The following is a 17,882-nucleotide window of genomic DNA, read 5'->3' on the forward strand; positions in this document are numbered from 1 at the left end:
CCCGACCGCGGCGCCGGGCCGAGCGCCACCCATGCGGGTCGCAACTCGGCCGGGCGCCGACGCGTCTAACGGCCGGCGCCCACCGGCTCGGGCAGGACCGGCGGCTCATCCGGCACCGCGTCGCGCAACCGCTCCCCCTCCACATCGACGTTCGGCAACAGCCGGTCCAGCCACCGGGGAATCGCCCAAGCGCGCCGCCCCAGCAACGCCATCACCGCCGGCACGATCGTCATCCGGACCACGAACGCGTCAAGCAGAATGGCCGCCGCCAGCGCGAACCCGATCGACTTGATCAGCGGATCCGGCGCCAGCACGAACCCCGCGAAGACGCTGATCATGATGATCGCCGCCGCGGTCACCACCCGGGCGCCGTGCGCGTAACCGACGATCACCGCCCGGGTCGGCGGCGCGCCGTGCACATGCTCCTCGCGCATCCGGCTGACCAGGAACACCTCGTAGTCCATCGCCAGTCCGAACACGATGCCGATCAGGATCACCGGCAGCAGGCTGACGATCGGCCCGGTCTGATCCACCCCGAACACCTCGGCCAGCCACCCCCACTGGAACACCGCCACCACAGCCCCGAACGTCGCCACCACCGACAGCAGGAACCCGCCGATCGCCTTCAGCGGCACCAGCACCGACCGGAACAGCACAGTCAGAAGCAGAAATGCCAGAAGAACAATGACACTGAGGTACGGCAGAAGCGCGCCACCCATCTTCGCCGCGATGTCGATGGTGACCGCCGTCGTCCCGGTCACCGACAGATCCGCACCGGTACGCGCCCGCAGCCCCGCGTCGGCGTCCCGGATCGCGTGCACCAGATCCGTGGTCTCACTGCTGTCCGGCGCACTGGCCGGAACCACCTGCAGCATCGCGGTGTCCCCGGCCTGGTTGAACGTCGGCGGGCTGACCGACACCACACCGGGCAGCCCGGTGATCGTGTCAGCCGCCGCACTCGCCGCCGCCTTCGGATCCGCACTCCCCGCGGCGTCCAGAACCACCAGCAGCGGCCCGTTGTATCCGGCACCGAACCCCTCGGTCATCAGGTCGTACGCCTTGCGCTGGGTGGTGTCCGGCGCGGCCATGTTGTCGCCGGGCAGCCCCAGCCTCAGACTCAGCGCCGGCACCGCGATCAGCCCCAGCGCGGCAACCGCGATCACCACCGTCAGCACCGGCCGCCGGGTGATCGCCCGGGCCCACCGCAGACTCAGCGCCGGGCGCTCACCGTCCGCCTCGATGTCGCGGGCCTGACCGCCGCGCCCGGTGATCCGCCGCCCGGCGAAGCCGACCAGCGCCGGCAGCAGCGTCAGCGCGATCAGCACGGCCACCGCGACCGCGCCCGCCGCGGCCAGGCCCATCTCGGTCAGCACCGGGATGTTCACCACCGCCAGCGCGGTCAGCGCGACCAGCACGGTGAGCCCGGCGAACGTGACAGCCGATCCGGCGGTGCCGACCGCGCGCCCGGCCGCCTCCGCCCCGGTCCGGCCCAGGGCCAGCTCGTGCCGGTAGCGCGACACGATGAACAGCGCGTAGTCGATGCTGACCGCGATGCCGAGCATCAGCGCCAGCGTCGACGTGCTGCTGCTCAGGTCGAAGAAGCCGGACGCCAGCTGGATGCCGGCCATCGTGGTGGCCACGCCCAGGAACGCGGTGAGCAGCGGCAGCCCGGCCGCGACGAGGGACCCGAAGGTGATGGTCAGGACGATGGCGGCGACACCGAAGCCGATCACCTCGCTGAGCCCCTGCTCCGGTTCGGTCTGCAGGGCGTCGCCACCGGCTTCGACGGTCAGCCCGCCGTCCCGGCCGGTCTGCGCGGCGGCCAGCAGCGCCTCCCGGTCGGCCTCCCGCACCTCGGGCGCCGGGACCCGGAAAGCCACTTGTGCGTACGCGATGGTGCCCTCGGTGTTGATCGTGCCGCGCAGCGGATCGCTCACCTCGGCCACCCGCGGGCCGGCACGAAGGGCTGCGACAGTACGGTCGACAACCGCCCGATTCGCCGGATCGGTGAGTTTCCCGCCCGGCGGCGCGGCGAACACCACCCGGGCCGCGGCGCCACCCGCCGGCGACTCACCGAAGCGCTCCCCCAGCAGGTCCTGGGCCTGCTGCGCCTCGGTGCCCGGAATGGTGAAGTCGCCGGAGGTCGGACCGGAAAGGGTGGCGGCACCCACGCCGAGCAGCCCCAGGACCGCGAGCCAGATCGCGAGAACCAGCTTTCGCCGATGAAAGCTGAGCCGGCCGAGCCGGTAGAGATAGGTAGCCATCGGGTCCCCCGAGCTGGTGGTGTCGTTGACCGCTCCACCGTCGCGAACCGCACGCCGGAAGTCGTCGTCCAGGCAGAGGCAGCCGGATACCACGTCTGCGGTATCCGCCGTCGCTGCCGGTACCACCACGGGACGACGCCACCAGGTCACAGCCCCGCGTAGGGTCGCCAGTGATGGACACGACCGAGGGGCACCTGATCGGGCGCTGGCGGGTGGTCGCCGAGCGTCCCCTGCTGCTGGACTTCTTTCTCGCCCTGGTGCTGGCCGCCGCGGTGTTCAAGGCGGCACTGCCGGAGTCCACCCACCGGCCGACCGGCTGGGACGTGCTGATCGCGGTGGTGGCGTTCGTGGCGGTGCTGAGCCGCCGCCGCCGGCCGATGCTCGCGCTCACGATCGCCACCACGGCCACCGCCGCCGCGGTGGTGCAGGAGGTCCGCAACCCGGGTCTGATCGTGGCGCTGGGTGTCATCACCTACTCGATCGCCGCGCACACCGACCGGCGCCGGGCCTGGACGTGTGCGGCGGCCGCGTCGTCGGTCGTCTACCTGACCGTGGTGCTGCTCAACCGGGACGTCTGGTGGCGCGCCGACGTGATCGGCGTGTTCGCGTGGGTGTTCCTGGCCGCCGCGGTCGGCGACGCGGCCCGCTCACACCGGGCCTATGTGCGGGAGGTGGAGGAACGCGCCCGCCGCGCCGAGCACAGCCGCGAGGAGGAGGCGCGCCGCCGGGTCACCGAGGAACGGCTGCGCATCGCCCGCGAGCTGCACGACGTGGTGGCGCACCACATCGCGGTGATCAACGTGCAGGCCGGTGCGGCGGCGCACCTCCTCGAACGCCGTCCCGGCCAGGTGGCGCCCGCGCTGCACCACATCCGGGAGGCGTCGAACAGCGTGCTCGCCGAGATCCAGTCCGTGGTGGGCGTGCTGCGCAGCCCGGACGAGCCCGCCGAGCCGGCCGACACTGAACCGCTGCCCGGTCTCGATCAGCTGCCCGACCTGCTGACCGGGCTGGCCGCCGCCGGTTTTCCGGTGGAGTTCCGGCAGGTCGGCGATCCGGGGGAACTGCCGGCGGTGGCCGATCTGGCGGCGTACCGGATCGCGCAGGAGGCGCTGACGAACGCGTACAAGCACGGTGGCGGCACCGCCCGGCTCACCGTGCGGCACACCCCGGCCGCCGTCGAGATCGAGGTGGTCAACACGCTGCCGCCGGGCGCGTCCGCTTCGGGTACGGGCTACGGGCTGCTCGGCATGCGCGAGCGCGCCGCGTCCGCGGGCGGCACGCTCACCACGGGCCTGGCCGGAGCCGGCTTCCGGGTGCACGCGGTGCTGCCGGCCGGGAAGCCGGCGGGGGTGCTGCCGGCCGGGAAGCCGGCGGGTCCGGTCGCGCCCGCGTGCGGACTCGGCGCCGGGTCGCGCGACCGGGTGCTGCCGGCGTGACCATCCGGGTGCTGCTCGCCGACGACCAGGCGCTGATCCGGGCCGGCTTCCGCATGATCATCGATGCGGAGCCGGGATTCGAGGTGGTCGCCGAGGCCGCCGACGGCCGTGAGGCGCTGGACCTGGCCCGCACGACCGGCGCGGACGTGATCCTGATGGACATCCGCATGCCACACATGGACGGCCTGGAGGCGACCCGGCGGATCGGCGCGGACGACGGCCTGGCCGGCGTCCGGGTGCTCGTGCTGACCACGTTCGAGAACGACGACAACGTGGTGCTGGCGCTGCGGGCCGGTGCGAGCGGGTTCCTCGGCAAGGGCGTCGCGCCGGAGGACCTGCTGAACGCCATCCGGGTGGTGGCCGACGGCGAGGCGCTGCTGTCGCCGCGGGCCACCCGGGCCCTGGTCGGCCGGTTCCTCGACCACCTCGGACCGGAGATCCCGCCGGCGCCGGCGCTGGACGAGCTCACCGAGCGGGAGCGGGAGGTCCTGGCCCTGGTCGCCCACGGACTCTCCAACACCGACATCGCCGGCCGCCTCCACATGTCGCCGCTGACCGCCAAGACCCACGTCAACCGGGCGATGACCAAGCTGGGCGTCCGGGACCGCGCCCAGCTCGTGGTCATCGCGTACCAGTGCGGTGTGGTCCGGCCGGGCGACCACCTGCCGTGAGAGCATTTGCAAGACCGAACGTTCTATTCGATAAGATAGGTTCATGACGTACGGCGAACCCGCGGCCCGGCCCTCCGAGGCGCGACTGCGGCTGCTCAGCACGGCGACCCGCATCTTCTACGCGGAGGGTGTCCACGCCGTCGGCGTCGACCGGATCATCGCCGAGGCGAAGGTGACCCGGGCCACCTTCTACCGTCACTTCCCCAGCAAGGACGATCTCGTCGTCACGTACCTGCGTGAGGTGCACCAAATGGATCGCGGCGCGGTCGACGCCGCCATCACCGCCGGCTCCGCACCGGCCGACACCGTCCTGGCCATCGCCGGCGCCATCGCCAAGAACATCCAGTCACCCGGGTTCCGCGGCTGCGCCTTCCTGAACGCCGCCGCGGAATATCCCCACCCCGGCCATCCCGTGCACCAGCAGATCATCGCCCACCGGCAGTGGTTCCTGGACACCCTGCGGGTACTGATGGCGCAGGTCGCCGAGGACTCGTCGGATCCGGCCGCACGCCACTTCGTGATGCTCCGCGACGGCGCCATGGCGGCCGGCTGCCTCTTCGAGCCCGCGCTGGTGGCCGACACGTTCCTGCGCGGAGTCGAAGGACTCGTCCGCATTCACGCCCAGCGCTAGACGGGCTGTTACTCGATGTCCGAGAAGAGGCCGGTGAACGTCACCTGCGCACCCTGGAGCGCGCCGAACACCGCACCCGCAGCCGGCGTGGCAACCGCCGCCGAGGCGTCCTCGTAGCTCGCGAAATACAGGTCGAGCGTCCGGTAGGCGGGCGTCGGCGTACCGTCCTCCTTCGGCCACACCTTGGCCGACTCCACCCGCTGGACCTTGGGGAACGTCTTCGCGGCCGCCAGCACCTCGGCGTAGGCCTTCTCGAATTCGTCGGCGTTCGCGGGGTTGTCGATGATCAGCGTGATCTTGGTGGTCATGACGTCTCCTTGCTCGATGGACTCAATCAGAGAACTCGATGGGCTCAATCAGAGAATCAGAAGCGGCCGTACGCCTCGAGCAGCCGCAGCCAAACCTCGCTCACGGTGGGAAAAGACGGCACGGCGTGCCACAGCCGATCGATCGGCACCTCACCGACGACAGCGATGGTCGCCGCGTGCAGCAGTTCCGCGACGTCCGGACCGGCGATGGTGAACCCGACGATCACCCTGCGATCCTCGTCGACGACCATCCGGGCCTGCCCCCGGTATTCCTCGACGTGCAGCGCGGACCCGGCGACAGCTCCCAGGTCGTAGTCGACCACCCGGGTCCGCAGCCCAGCCGCCTCAGCAGCCGCCGCGGTCAGCCCCACCGACGCGATCTCCGGCTCGGTGAAGACCACCTGCGGCACCGCCCGCTCGTCCGCGGTGGCGACATGCCGGCCCCAGCGACCGTCCTCGACCGTCTCACCCTTGGCGCGGGCCACGATCACATCACCGGTGGCACGCGCCTGGTACTTGCCCTGATGTGTCAGCAGAACCCGCCGGTTCACGTCGCCGGCCGCGTACAGCCACCCGCCGGCGTCGAGGACGCGCAGCGTGTTGTCGACCGTCAGCCACGCTCCGGGCGTCAACCCGATCCGGTCCAGGCCGATGTCCCGGGTGTTGGGCGTACGGCCGACGGCCACCAGAACCTCGTCGGCCTCCACCTGCCCACCGTCGGCGAGGGTCAGGTGCACCACGCCGGCACCGTCCCGGCTCACCGCCACCGCCTCGGCACCCAGCAGCACGGACACGCCGGCGTCCCGCAGTGACTTCGTGACCAGCTCACCGGCGAACGGCTCGGCCAGCGGCAGCACACCGTCACGGGCCAGCACCGTCACCGCCGATCCGAGGCTCGCGTACGCGGTCGCCATCTCGGTGGCCACCACCCCGGCACCGATGACAGCGAGCCGGCCGGGAACCTCGCTCGCGGCGGCCGCCTCCCGGCTGGTCCACGGCTTGGCCTCTCGCAGGCCCGGGATGTCCGGTACGAGCGCCCCGCTCCCGGTGGCGACGACAACCGCGTGCCGGGCGGTGAGCGTGGTCGTCGTGCCGTCCTCGCCGGTCACCTCGACGACCCGCTCGGCGCCGATCCGCCCCTGACCGCGGAACAGGGTGATCCCGGCCGAGTCCAGCCAGGAGACCTGCCCGTCGTCCTTCCAGTGCGAGGCGAACTCGTCCCGGCGCCGCAGCACCGCCGCCACGTCCAGGTCACCGGTCACCGCTTCGCGTGCTCCGGGCATCCGGCGCGCCGTACGCAACACGGCCGCGCTGCGCAGCAACGCCTTGGTCGGCATGCACGCCCAGTAGGAGCACTCGCCACCGACCAGTTCCCGCTCCACGATCGCGGCGGTCAGCCCGCCCCGCACGACCCGGTCGGCGACGTTCTCCCCCACCGGCCCGGCACCGATCACGATCACGTCGTACGTCGTGTCCCGCATGTCAGTTCCCCTTCGCCGTACGGCCCAGCCGGATCGCCGCGATCAGGAAGAAGACGGCGCCGGGAATCGCGTAACCGACCGCGTTGGCCAGCGCCGGCTCGGCCGCGGAGGCAGCCGCGACGAACGAGCCGCCGGCGAGCACCGACAGGCCACCGCTGAAGATCATCGGCCACTGCCCGCCCATCTTGCGGCGATTGACCGCCACGATCAGCTGGATCACGCCGGCCACCACCGCCCAGGCCCCCCACACCCGCAACACTGCCGGAATCCCCGACGCGCTCGCCACGGCCAGGCCGGCCGCGGCAAGCGAGCTCACCGCGACGTTCAGGTACAGCAGGGCCGGCGAACCGGTGCCGCGTGACGACCTGGCGTCCACGAGGGCGGCGGCCACGTCGAACAGCGGGTAGAGCACGAACAGCGCGCCGACCAGCGGGTTGAGCTCGTCGGCGATGGCCAGCATCACGCCGGCCCAGACGATGGCGAACGCGAAGCGCACGAAGTACAGCTGCCGCAGAGCAGCCGCCGTCGTCGAGATACCGGGAGCAGCAACGGTGGTCATGATCTTCCCTCGGGTAGAACGAACGTTCTGTCTCACATCAAGATGACGGCTCCGGCGATGCTTGTCAAGACCGAACGTTCTATCCGACAATGTGCTCATGGCCATCGACCTGACCGCCCTGCGGGCCCACTTCCCCTCCCTCGACAGCGGCCTCGCCTTCTTCGACGGACCCGGTGGGACCCAGACCCCGCGCCCCGTCGCCGACGCCATCACCGCCACGCTGACCGGCCCCCTCTCCAACCGGGGCTCGATCAGCAGCTCCGAGCTCAACGCGGAGCGCGCCGTCACGGAATTCCGGGCCGCCTGCGCCGATCTGCTCAACGTGCCGGCCGCCGGCATCGTCCACGGCCGCAGCGCCACCCAGCTCACCTACGACTTCTCCCGCCACCTCGCGAAGACCTGGAGACCCGGCGACGAGATCGTCCTCAGCCGCCTCGATCACGACTGCAACGTCCGCCCCTGGATCCAGGCAGCCGAGCACACCGGCGTCACCGTCCGCTGGATGGAGATCAACAGCCGAACCACAGAACTGGACCTTTTCTCGTACGAGGAAGCTCTGTCACCCCGGACCCGGATGGTCGCGGTCACGGCCGCCTCGAACGTGCTGGGCACCAAGCCACCCGTGCGCCGGATCGCCGACCTGGCACACGAGCACGGCGCCCTGGTCTACGTGGACGGCGTGCACTACGCCGCCCACAACCTGGTGGACGTGCCCGCGATGGGCGCGGACCTGTTCGTCTGCTCCCCCTACAAGTTCCTCGGCCCGCACTGCGGCGTGCTCGCGGGCGCACCCGAGCTCCTCGAGACCATCCGCCCGGACAAGCTGCTGCCCTCCTCCGACGCCGTGCCGGAGCGCTTCGAGTTCGGCACCCTGCCCTACGAGATCCTGGCCGGCGTCACCGCGGCGGTGGACTTCCTCGCCGCCATGGACCCGGGCCAGTCGCCCACCCGCAGGGAGCGGATCGCGAACTCCCTGGGCTCTCTGCACGACCACGAAAGAGCGCTTCGCGCACGGCTGGAAGAAGGGGTACGCGCCCTCGGCACCGCCGTCACCCTGCACTCCAGGGCGGCCGACCGCACACCGACCCTGCTGATGACCCTCGACGGCCGCGACGCCCGCCAGGCCCAGCTCCATCTGGCCGCCCGCGACGTCCTGGCCCCGGCCGGCTCCTTCTACGCCCACGAGCCCTTCGCCGCCCTGAAGCTGACGGACCCCGCGCTGCGGGCCGGACTGGCCCCGTACAACACCGCCGACGACGTGGACAGGTTCCTCGACGGCCTCTCCTCCTTCCTGCGCGGCTGAGGTCCCGGTCACGCACTCAGCGCCGGTTTCGCGTACCACCGCACACGCTGCGGCAGACATGGTGTCCGTCGCGGATGTCCGCCCGGTATGGCGTACTACCCGTAAGGGAATCATTACGTTATGAGTGCGGAGGATCAGATGCTTCCTCCTCAGGAGGATGGATAGTGCCCCTGTTTCGCTGGGGACGGCACCGCCGTCACGAGCCGAGTACACAGCAGGAGCAGGTCTCCGTACCCCGGCACGAGGCACCACAGGCGCCGCGGCCGTCGCCGCCGGTGGAGCCGTGGCGGCCGGTGGCCAGTGAGTTCGCCGAGCGTGTGCTGATGCTGACGTGGGCGGCGGTGTCACAGCTGGCCGACGTCGAGAGCACCGAGCAGGACCCGGAGCGGCTGCGCCGGCTCTACCACACCGACCACGCGCTCACCCGGATCCGGCGCATCGCCGAGAACATCCAGGTCCTCACCGGGGTGCAGATCGACGACCCGGGACGGCAGATCACCACGGTGCTCGACGTGATCCGGGCGGCCGCCTCCGCGGTCGAGCACTACCAGCGCATCCGGCTCGGCCGCGTCGTGGACCTCGCGATCGCGGAGATCGCCGCCGACGACGTGATCCGCATCCTCACCGAGCTCGTCGACAACGCGATCCGGTACTCGCCGCCCAGCGCACCGGTGACCGTCTCGGCGCACCTCACCGACGCCGGTCACGTGCTGGTACGGATCGAGGACAGCGGTATCGGCGTGAACCCGGCCGCACTGCCGCAGATCAACGCCCTGCTCGACGCGGGCGCATACCTGGCAACCGAAGCTCCGCAGGCGTCGCACCTCGGCCTGCCGGTGGTGGCCCGGCTGGTCCAGCGGCACAGTTCGCTGCGGGTGCAGCTGACACCACACCGGCCGGTCGGCACCACCGCCATGCTGCTCATCGGCGGCGAGCTGGTCTGCGAGGTCCCGCCGGCGGCAGCGCCCGCTCCGGTCGTACCGATGCATGGTGTGCCTTTGAAAGAGCAACCAGCGACCGGCAGCGAACCGGCCGTCGCCGTCCTGCTTCCCGCGCAGCGGTCGACCGGGACAGCCGCGCCGATGCCCCGGCGGGTGCCGGCCAGCGTCCGCCATGCCGCGCAGCAAGCGGCGCCGCCGCCCGCACCACCGCCCCCGCTGCCGGCCCACCACAGCACCTGGCACGACGACGCCGCCGACTTCAACGCCGGTGTGGACTCCGCCTTCCCGCCGGCCTGACGAAGGACACCACCATGACCGATTACCGCCATCCGTCCGGTGAGCTGCCAGACGTCACCTGGCTGCTGCGCCGGCTCGCCGAGGAGGTCCCCGGCGTCACGAGCGTCGTGCTCGTCTCGTCCGACGGCCTGCAACTGGCGGCGGCCGGCACCATCGACCGCACGCTCGCCGACAGCGTCTCGGCGCTGACGTCCGGCCTGCTCGGCATCGTCAAGCAGCTCGGGCGCGAGTTGAGCGTCGGCGACCCGGAGACCTTCACGATCCGCTACCCGCACGGCCATCTCGCGTTCGTGCGCATCGGCGACTCGGCCGGGCTGTTCGCATCGGCCTCGGTGGACACCGATCTCAAACGCCTGGGGTACGGGATGGGCCGGTTCGTCGAAGGCGTAGGGCACGCGCTGACCCCGCAGATCCGCCAGCAGCTGCACCAGAACACGCTCAGCCGGTCGGCCGGATGATGGGAGCCCGACCGTGATGCCCACGCCCTGGCGCATGCACTGGAAGGTGCGGCCCTACCTGCTGGCCGGTGGCCGCACCACCACCCGCGACCCCCTGCTCGTGCACACCCTGGTGTCCTCCGGTGGACGGTACGACCCGCTGTTCGCCGCCAGCCTGGCCCCGGAGACGCGCACGCTGTACGAGAAGGCGCAGGACCGGCGCACGTGCTCGGTGGCCGAGCTGTCGGCCAGTTGCGGTATGCCGCTGGGCCTGACCCGGGTGCTGATCGGCGATCTGCTCAAGGTCGGCCATCTCGTTATCCACGACGACCGCCGGCCGGCCAACGACCCCGACCTGTTGGAGAGACTTCGTGCAGGGCTCCTCAAGCTCGCGTGACGCCGCGGTACCGCCGGCGGCGGTCACCTCGGCCAAGATCGTCGTCGCGGGCGGGTTCGGCGTGGGCAAGACCACCGCTGTCGGCGCCATCTCCGAGATACCGGCGATCAGGACCGAGTCCTGGATGACCGCCGCGACCGCCCAGATCGACCGGCTCGATCCCGGCATCGACAAGACCACCACGACGGTTGCCATGGATTTCGGCCGGATAACCATCGACAATTCTCTTGTGCTGTACCTGTTCGGCACTCCGGGACAGCCGCGCTTCTGGCAGATGTGGGACGACCTGTCCCGGGGCGCGGTCGGCGCTCTCGTGCTCGTGGACACCAACCACCTCGACCTGAGCTTCCCCGCCGTCAACTACTTCGAGCAAGACACCGACCTGCCCTGGGTGGTCTGCGTCAACCTGTTCCACGGCCACCTCAGCCACGACCTCGCCGACGTCCGGGACGCCCTGTCGCTGCCGGCGCACGTACCCCTGATCTCCGCCGACATCCGCGAGTCCCGGCACGTCGCCCAGGCCCTGCTGGCCGTGGTGGATCACGCTCGGGCGCAGACCGCCCCCGGTGGCCGGCTGGGCCGTCCGGGCGCGCAGACCACGACCGGAGGCCGGCCGGGCCATCCGGTTGCTCCATTCGCCATCGCCGGCGGATGACCAGTCAGGAGGCAGCATGCGCAAGGTCCTCATCGTCGGAGCCGGGCAGTCCGGGCTGCAGCTCGGGCTCAGCCTGCTGGCCGAGGGATACGAGGTGACGATCATGTCGGCCCGCACCCCGGACGAGATCCGCGGCGGCTGGCCCACCTCGACCCAGGCCATGTTCAACCTGGCGCTCGACACCGAACGGGCCTACGAGCTCAATCTCTGGGAGGGGCAGGCACCCGCCCTGGGCGGTCTGCACGTGACGCTGTCCGCGCCGCCGGGCACCCTGGCCCTCGACATGATCGCCCCGCTGGATCACAGCGCGTCCTCCGTCGACCAGCGCCTCAAGATGGCCGGCTGGCTGGAACTGGCCGAACAGCGCGGTGCCGACGTCATCTACAACGCGGTCACCACCGAGGATCTCGATGTGCTGACCCGGATGGGCCGCTACGATCTGGCCGTCGTCGCGGCCGGCAAGGGCGAGCTGGTCGCCGCGTTCGACCGCGACCCGGAGCGCTCGCCGTACACCACACCGCAGCGTGGCCTGGCCGTCGCCTACGTGCACGGCCTCGAACCCGACCCCCGGTGGCCGGAACCGCACATCGGCTTCCACGCCGTACCCGGGTTCGGCGAGCTGTTCATCATCCCCGGCCTGACCCTGAACGGCCCGTGCGACATCCTGTTCTGGGAGGCGGTGCCCGGCGGCCCGCTCGACCGGTGGCCGGACGGGCCCACCCGGATGCACCCCGAGGAGCACCTGCGGCTCACCCTCGAGCTGATCAAGCAATACCTGCCGTGGGTCGACGAGCGGGCCGGCAACGTACGCCTCACCGACGCCAAGGCCACCCTGCACGGCCGGTACACCCCGACGGTGCGCCGCCCCGTCGCCCACCTGCCCAGCGGCGGCGCGGTCCTCGGCATGGCCGACGTGGTGGTCGCCAACGACCCGATCACCGGGCAGGGCTCCAACACCGCCGCGAAGTGCGCCGACGCGTACCGCAGGGCCATACTCGACCGCGGTGACCAGCCGTTCGACGCGCAGTGGATGAACGACACGTTCGAGGCCTTCTGGGCCGACCACGGGCGCGCGGTCACCGCGTGGACCAACGCCATGCTCGGGCCGCTGCCGGCGCACGTGCAGCAACTGCTCGGCACCGGCGCGGCCAACCCGGCGGTGGCGCGCCGCTTCGCCAACGGCTTCTCCGACCCGCGCGACTTCGACAACTGGTTCATGACCCCGGACCGGGCCGCCGCGTTCCTGGCTCAGGTGACCTGAGCGTTCCGGCTCGGTTCTCACCGTGGCCGGGCCGCGCCGGGCTCGATGCCGGATTGAGAAGGTTCACTGTGGCCGGCGCTCTTCTCCTGAGGGGCGCCGGCGTGGAGAATCGGTCGCCGCCGATCATTTCCGACCACGGGGACCGAGCCATGCCTTTCGATGGGTTCATCTCGTACAGCCATGCCGCCGACGGTCGCCTCGCGCCCGCCGTGCAGCGTGGCCTGCACCGGCTCGCGAGGCCGTGGCACCGGCGCCGGGCATTGTGGATCTTCCGGGACCAGACCGGGCTGGCGGTCACTCCCGGCCTGTGGTCGTCGATCCAGACCGCGCTGGACGGATCACAGCACTTCGTGCTGCTCGCCTCACCGGAGGCGGCCCGCTCACCGTGGGTGAACAAGGAGATCGAGCACTGGGTCGCCACGAAGTCCCCCGAGCGGATCCTGCCGGTGCTGACCGACGGCGAGTGGCGCTGGGACACCGCGACCGGTGACTTCACCGACGACTCCACGGCGGTGCCGGCCGCGTTGCGCGGCGTCTTCGTCGAGGAGCCGCTCTACCTGGACCTGCGGTGGGCCCGGGACGACCTGCACCTGAGCCTGCGGCACGCCCGGTTCCGGGACTCGATCGCGCAGCTGGCGGCGCCGATGCACGGCGTCAGCAAGGACGAGCTGGAGGGCGAGGACGTACGCCAGCACCGTCGAGCCCGCCGGCTGTGGTCGGCGGCGACGGCGATGCTGGTGGTGCTGGCCCTGGTGGCCTCGCTGACCGGGATCCTCGCGATGCGCAACGCCGGGCGGGCCAATGCCTCGGCGGTGGAGGCGATGCGGCAGCAGCAGATCGCCTCCGACCAGCGCGGTAGCGCCGAACGAGCCACGCAGGAGTCGCGCAAGCAGCAGGAGAACGCCCAGCTCCAGGAGGACCGGGCGAAGGCCGCCGCGACGGAGACCCGGCGGCAGGAGCGGCTGGCCCGCGAGCAGCGCGCGCTGACGACCCAGGCGGCGGCCGAGGCCACCCTCCAGCAGGAGAACGCGGGACGCCAGCAGGAGAACGCCCAGCGGCAGCAGGAGAACGCCCGGCGCCAGCAGGAGAACGCCCGGCGCTCCGCCGAGGACGCCCGGCGGCAGAAGGAGAACGCCCGCCGGCAGCAGGAGAACGCCCGGCGCCAGCAGGAGGACGCCCGGCGCTCCGCGGAGGACGCCCGGCGGCAGAAAGAGGACGCCCGGCGGCAGCAGGGGCTCGCGGACCAGGCGGAGACCCGGGCGCGGGAGCAGGAGCGGCTCGCACGGCACCACCAGGAACTCGCCGAGCAGGCGACCGCCGAACGGCTGCGGCAGGAGAAGATCGCGCGGGAGCAGGAGCAACTGGCTCGGGAAGCCGCTGAGGAGGCACGCCGCCAGCGTGAGGAGGCGGCACTGCAGCGGCGGATCGCGATCAACCAGCGACTGGTGGAACGCGCCCGCGCGATGATCGCCTTCGACCCCAGGAAGGCACTCATGCTGGGCGTGGCCGCCCAGCAGCTGCACGCCGACGACCAGACCCGTGACCAGCTCAGCCACCTCGTCATGTCGACGAACTACGCCGGCGCCCTCACTGACGTCACCGAGGTCGCCGCGATCTCGAACGGGATCCTCGCCACCGCCGAACCCGGCGGGACAGTGACCCTGTGGGACATCTCCCGCCCCGCGCAGCCGGCCCGGCTCGCCGGCGTGCCGGCCGGCACCACGACCGGGAAGACGCTGGTGCCCTCCCCGGACGGGAAGACTCTCGCTGTCCTCGACGGGCAGTCGCCGGCGGTCCTGTGGGACGTGAGCGACCCGGCCCACCCGGCCCGGATGACGGACCTCGGCGACGCCACCGGGACGGTCACGGTGGCGTTCAGCCCCGACGGGCGCACCGCCGCCACCAGCAACCGCGACAAGAACACCACCCTGTGGGACATGACCCGCGGCCAGGCTCCCGTCGCGCTCACCACGATCACCGCAGCACACTCGCTGTCGTTCGGCCCGGACGGGAAGACCGCGGTGACCAGCGGCGCGACGGCCACCATGTGGGACCTCGCCGATCCGGCCCACCCGGTCCAGCTCGCCACGATCAGCAACGCCCGCCCCGATGGGATCGTCGTGTACAACCCGAAGATGGCGGTGGTGGCCGTCGAGGAGAAGGACGGTTACGTCGCCCCCTGGGACGTGCGGGTCCCCGCCCAGCCGAAGCGCGGTTCCTCGCTGGACGCGGCGACCGGCGACGCCGAGCTCACCCGGATGGCGTTCACCTCGGACGGGTGGACGCTGGCCCTCAGCGACTCGAGCGGAACAACGCGGCTGCGGGCTCTCACCCTCGGCGCGATACCCGGGCAGACCGGCCTGCTGGGCCGGGTCGGCATCCTGACCGGCCGCGACGGCCCGATCCGGTCGATGGCCCTCAGCCCCGACGGCCGCATCATGATCACCGCCGGCGAACGCCGAACGGCGACACTGTGGACCACCAGGGGCGCGTTCGCGCGGGACGTGATCGCCGCGCTCCCCCGGCCGGCCCCCGCCGACATCGTGGGCGTGGCGTTCGGCCCCGACGGCCGCACGCTGGTCGCCGCTGACGCACCGGGAACCGCCGTCACCTGGGACCTGGCCGACCCGGTCCACCCCGTCGAGGGCCCGTCCCCGTCACTGAGCAGCGGACGGATCCAGTTGATGGACCTCAGCCAGGATGGGCGCACGATGGCCGTCGGCGGCATGGACGACGTCGTCACGCTCGTCGACATGACCCGGCCGGCCGAACCCGCACAGCTCGCCACGATCACCGGCGGCAAGCAGGTGTACGCGCTGACGCTCAGCCCCGACGGCAAAACCCTCGCCGTCGGCCGCGCCGGCAGCACCACGGACCTGTACGACCTGACCGACCGCTCCCGGCCGGTCCCGCTCGCCGAGGTCACCGACCGCGGGATCGTGAGCTCGATCGCGTTCAGCGCCGACGGCCGCACCATGGGCATCGCCGCGGGCTACAACGTGACCCTGTGGAGCCTGGCCGACCGTTCCGCCCCGGCACGCCACGCGGAGCTCTCCATGGGCACCTCCACCTTCACGCTGGCCTTCAGCCCGGACGGGAGCACCCTGGCCGTCGGAGCCGGCTACGACGGGACAGCGATCCTCTGGGACGTCGCCGACCTGGCCCAGCCGCACCGGATCGGCACCCTCCAGGGGGCCGAGAACGGGGTGGCCTGGCTGGGCTTCAGCCCCGACGGCCGCATCCTGGCAACGGGCGGAATCAGCGAGGCCCGCCTGTTCGAGGTCACCGACCGCACCACACCGGTCCGGATCGCCACGCTGGCGCACGCACAGCTCCGAACCCGCGACCTGGTGTTCAGCCCCGACGGGCACACCCTGGCGGCCGGCGGGAGCCGAGCCGTCACCCTGTGGGACTACTCGGTGCCGAAGGAGCTGAGCGCCGACCCCGGTCGACACGCCTGCGCCATCACCGGCCGGGGCCTGACTGCCGAGGAGTGGGCCCGCTACGTGCCCGAACTCCCGTACCAGCCCACCTGTTGATCCAGGCGCTGTTACTGCAAAGGCCGGACATCCACGGGGGAAGATGTCCGGCCTTGCGCGAGCATCAAACCACACTGCCACCGAACATCACCACCCTTGCCCGCGGCAACCTGTGGCTATCGATCACCGCAGCCTCGTCGGCCCGATCGCCTCGACGATCCGTGTCCTCCGCTGGTCACCATGGCCTGAGGAACGGCCGTCGACCCGAACCGCCGCCGTCCAGTAGCCGGATGGCTTCGGCGAGGTGCCGTTGCATTCTCTGGAACCGGCAGCGCCTGAAGTCCATGTCTCCGTCGAGGTCGAGGAGAAAATTCGAAACGACACGAATCCACCACAGCTCGCCGTCTGCGTCCTGCTTCGTTTTAAGGAATAACAACCTGAACGATCCATAACCGATGACCGTACGGGGCGACGTGCGAGTGAGCATTCCTTCGCCGATTGCGCGCTGCTCCTCCTTGAATATCAGTCGGTCGGTCCACTGGTGCACGTTCGGAGCGTCGTTCAGCCGGCCGCTCGCGAAGTCGTCCCTGATCTCCCCGATCACTTTCTCCAGCTGTTTGTCGATTCGGCGACGGCTGGCACGAAGGAAGGTCAGCTCCTGCCGATAGAGTTCGAGCCATCCAAAAAATGAACAAATACGATAGTGCATGCTCAGCAACCGATACTGCTTGTAGTATTCATCCTCGACAGAGTTGGCGAGCAGCCGCTCGGCCGGGGGCGCCAGCAGGACTGCGGTCCGCAGGTAGGTCGTGGGGTATGACTCACCTATCTCATCGACACGCCCCTTGAACTCGCGGGCCGCGAGCAAGAGCGGATCCCTGTATTTCGCGTGCACCGAGATGAGAGCCTGCCGACTCTTCCAGCCCTCCAGCGACCGCGCGAATATGTACTCCTTCAGCCACGTGGCGACGAGATTCCCGGCGACGGTGACCAACGCCGCGATGACGGACAGCCCAAGAACTTGAGACCAGGTCAGACCGAGCAACACTCTCACCACCCGTCATAGATTTTTGAACCAGTCGATGAGGAAACCCACGAACTTCTCGTCCCACGCCGGCAACTCCAAAGCATGACGGGCCCTTGGTATGACCTCGTGCGACGAGTTCCGCGACGCTCTCAGATACGCCAATATCTGTGAGTGCGGAATGCGCTCGTCAAGCTCGGATTCCACGACCAGGACGTCGCCGGCGAAATTGGACACCGCGCGGATGCTGTCGAAATCCGACGGCCGATGATTCTTCGGTGCCGGGAACTCGACGTCAGAAGCCAGGGCCGGAGCTCTCAGCACCAGCCGTTTCACGTTCCTTCGCGCTGACAGCAGAGCCACCAGGTAAGCGCCGTAACTGGCTCCGCAAGCCCCCATCCTGGCCGCGTCCGCACCTTCGACCACAGTCAGGTGGTCATACGCCGAGACAACGTCGTCGATGTGCTCATAGATCGAGTAATGCGACAAATTCGCCTTGTCGGCGCCGTGGCCGCTCAGATCGAAGGTCAGACATCGGAGGCCAAGCGCAAGTACTGTCCGTTCCGCGCGCGGCAGATAGGCTTCCTGACTGCTCCCCAAGCCATGCACGAACAATACGGCCGCACTCGAAGGTCGGCCGCCGGCCCTTTCGGTTACGGTGCCCCGCAGGCGCCGGCCCGCTGAATCAATATCCACAGTTCGTGTGGTGAGCATGAAGACCTGCCTTTCGGGCACCTC

16 protein-coding genes are annotated in these 17,882 nt (G+C 70.7%); 10 read left to right on the forward strand and 6 right to left on the reverse strand.

Annotated features, from left to right (window positions below):
- Positions 1-65 precede the first annotated feature (65 nt).
- A complete protein-coding gene (locus ACFQV6_RS27675) occupies positions 66-2,264 on the reverse strand; it encodes an MMPL family transporter (protein ID WP_378030568.1) in 2,199 nt (732 codons plus the stop codon).
- A 173-nt stretch (positions 2,265-2,437) separates the two neighbouring features.
- Between ACFQV6_RS27675 and ACFQV6_RS27680 the strand changes: the two genes are divergently transcribed.
- Genes ACFQV6_RS27680 through ACFQV6_RS27690 form a run of 3 tightly spaced genes read left to right on the forward strand, consistent with a single transcriptional unit; the run spans position 2,438 to position 5,002 of the window.
- Positions 2,438-3,700, forward strand: a complete 1,263-nt coding sequence (locus tag ACFQV6_RS27680) for a sensor histidine kinase (RefSeq protein ID WP_378030525.1) — start codon at positions 2,438-2,440, stop codon at positions 3,698-3,700.
- The gene (locus ACFQV6_RS27685; RefSeq protein ID WP_378030526.1) at positions 3,697-4,371 is read left to right on the forward strand and encodes a response regulator; all 675 of its coding nucleotides are present in this window, start codon (positions 3,697-3,699) and stop codon (positions 4,369-4,371) included. Before ACFQV6_RS27680 ends, ACFQV6_RS27685 begins: the two co-directional genes overlap by 4 nt.
- A gap of 43 nt (positions 4,372-4,414) precedes the next feature.
- On the forward strand, positions 4,415-5,002 hold the full coding sequence (locus tag ACFQV6_RS27690) for a TetR/AcrR family transcriptional regulator (RefSeq protein WP_378030527.1): 588 nt from the start codon (positions 4,415-4,417) through the stop codon (positions 5,000-5,002).
- Positions 5,003-5,010: 8 nt separating this feature from the next.
- Here the strand turns inward: ACFQV6_RS27690 and ACFQV6_RS27695 are convergent, their stop codons facing one another.
- The 3 genes from ACFQV6_RS27695 to ACFQV6_RS27705 are packed head-to-tail and all read right to left on the reverse strand — an operon-like array spanning position 5,011 to position 7,350.
- Positions 5,011-5,310 carry a hypothetical protein gene (locus ACFQV6_RS27695; RefSeq protein ID WP_378030528.1) on the reverse strand — a complete coding sequence of 100 codons (300 nt, stop codon included), beginning with the start codon at positions 5,308-5,310 and terminating at the stop codon, positions 5,011-5,013.
- A 56-nt stretch (positions 5,311-5,366) separates the two neighbouring features.
- A complete protein-coding gene (locus ACFQV6_RS27700) occupies positions 5,367-6,791 on the reverse strand; it encodes a dihydrolipoyl dehydrogenase family protein (RefSeq protein ID WP_378030529.1) in 1,425 nt (474 codons plus the stop codon).
- Position 6,792: 1 nt separating this feature from the next.
- Positions 6,793-7,350: a hypothetical protein gene (locus ACFQV6_RS27705; protein WP_378030530.1), complete on the reverse strand. Its 558-nt coding sequence runs from the start codon at positions 7,348-7,350 to the stop codon at positions 6,793-6,795.
- Positions 7,351-7,447: 97 nt separating this feature from the next.
- Between ACFQV6_RS27705 and ACFQV6_RS27710 the strand changes: the two genes are divergently transcribed.
- The 7 genes from ACFQV6_RS27710 (at position 7,448) to ACFQV6_RS27740 (ending at position 16,180) form a co-directional block, all read left to right on the forward strand.
- The gene (locus ACFQV6_RS27710; RefSeq protein ID WP_378030531.1) at positions 7,448-8,653 is read left to right on the forward strand and encodes a cysteine desulfurase-like protein; all 1,206 of its coding nucleotides are present in this window, start codon (positions 7,448-7,450) and stop codon (positions 8,651-8,653) included.
- 164 nt (positions 8,654-8,817) lie between these two features.
- Positions 8,818-9,891 carry a sensor histidine kinase gene (locus ACFQV6_RS27715; protein ID WP_378030532.1) on the forward strand — a complete coding sequence of 358 codons (1,074 nt, stop codon included), beginning with the start codon at positions 8,818-8,820 and terminating at the stop codon, positions 9,889-9,891.
- A gap of 14 nt (positions 9,892-9,905) precedes the next feature.
- Positions 9,906-10,349, forward strand: coding sequence for a roadblock/LC7 domain-containing protein (locus ACFQV6_RS27720; RefSeq protein WP_378030533.1), 444 nt, complete (start codon positions 9,906-9,908; stop codon positions 10,347-10,349).
- A 16-nt stretch (positions 10,350-10,365) separates the two neighbouring features.
- The gene (locus ACFQV6_RS27725; RefSeq protein WP_378030534.1) at positions 10,366-10,725 is read left to right on the forward strand and encodes a DUF742 domain-containing protein; all 360 of its coding nucleotides are present in this window, start codon (positions 10,366-10,368) and stop codon (positions 10,723-10,725) included.
- Positions 10,726-10,762: 37 nt separating this feature from the next.
- On the forward strand, positions 10,763-11,380 hold the full coding sequence (locus ACFQV6_RS27730; protein WP_378030569.1) for an ATP/GTP-binding protein: 618 nt from the start codon (positions 10,763-10,765) through the stop codon (positions 11,378-11,380).
- Positions 11,381-11,396: 16 nt separating this feature from the next.
- On the forward strand, positions 11,397-12,641 hold the full coding sequence (locus tag ACFQV6_RS27735; RefSeq protein ID WP_378030535.1) for a styrene monooxygenase/indole monooxygenase family protein: 1,245 nt from the start codon (positions 11,397-11,399) through the stop codon (positions 12,639-12,641).
- A 149-nt stretch (positions 12,642-12,790) separates the two neighbouring features.
- Positions 12,791-16,180: a TIR domain-containing protein gene (locus ACFQV6_RS27740; RefSeq protein WP_378030536.1), complete on the forward strand. Its 3,390-nt coding sequence runs from the start codon at positions 12,791-12,793 to the stop codon at positions 16,178-16,180.
- Between the two features lie 175 nt (positions 16,181-16,355).
- On the opposite strand, the gene ACFQV6_RS27745 is transcribed toward ACFQV6_RS27740, so the two are convergent.
- Both ACFQV6_RS27745 and ACFQV6_RS27750 read right to left on the reverse strand, forming a co-directional pair.
- Entirely contained in the window at positions 16,356-17,177 is an 822-nt protein-coding gene (locus ACFQV6_RS27745) for a hypothetical protein (RefSeq protein WP_378030537.1), read from the reverse strand.
- 3 nt (positions 17,178-17,180) lie between these two features.
- On the reverse strand, positions 17,181-17,858 hold the full coding sequence (locus ACFQV6_RS27750; RefSeq protein WP_378030538.1) for an alpha/beta hydrolase family protein: 678 nt from the start codon (positions 17,856-17,858) through the stop codon (positions 17,181-17,183).
- Positions 17,859-17,882 lie beyond the last annotated feature (24 nt).

This window comes from Actinoplanes sp. GCM10030250 (genome assembly GCF_042666575.1).
In the GTDB taxonomy this organism is placed as follows: domain Bacteria; phylum Actinomycetota; class Actinomycetes; order Mycobacteriales; family Micromonosporaceae; genus Actinoplanes.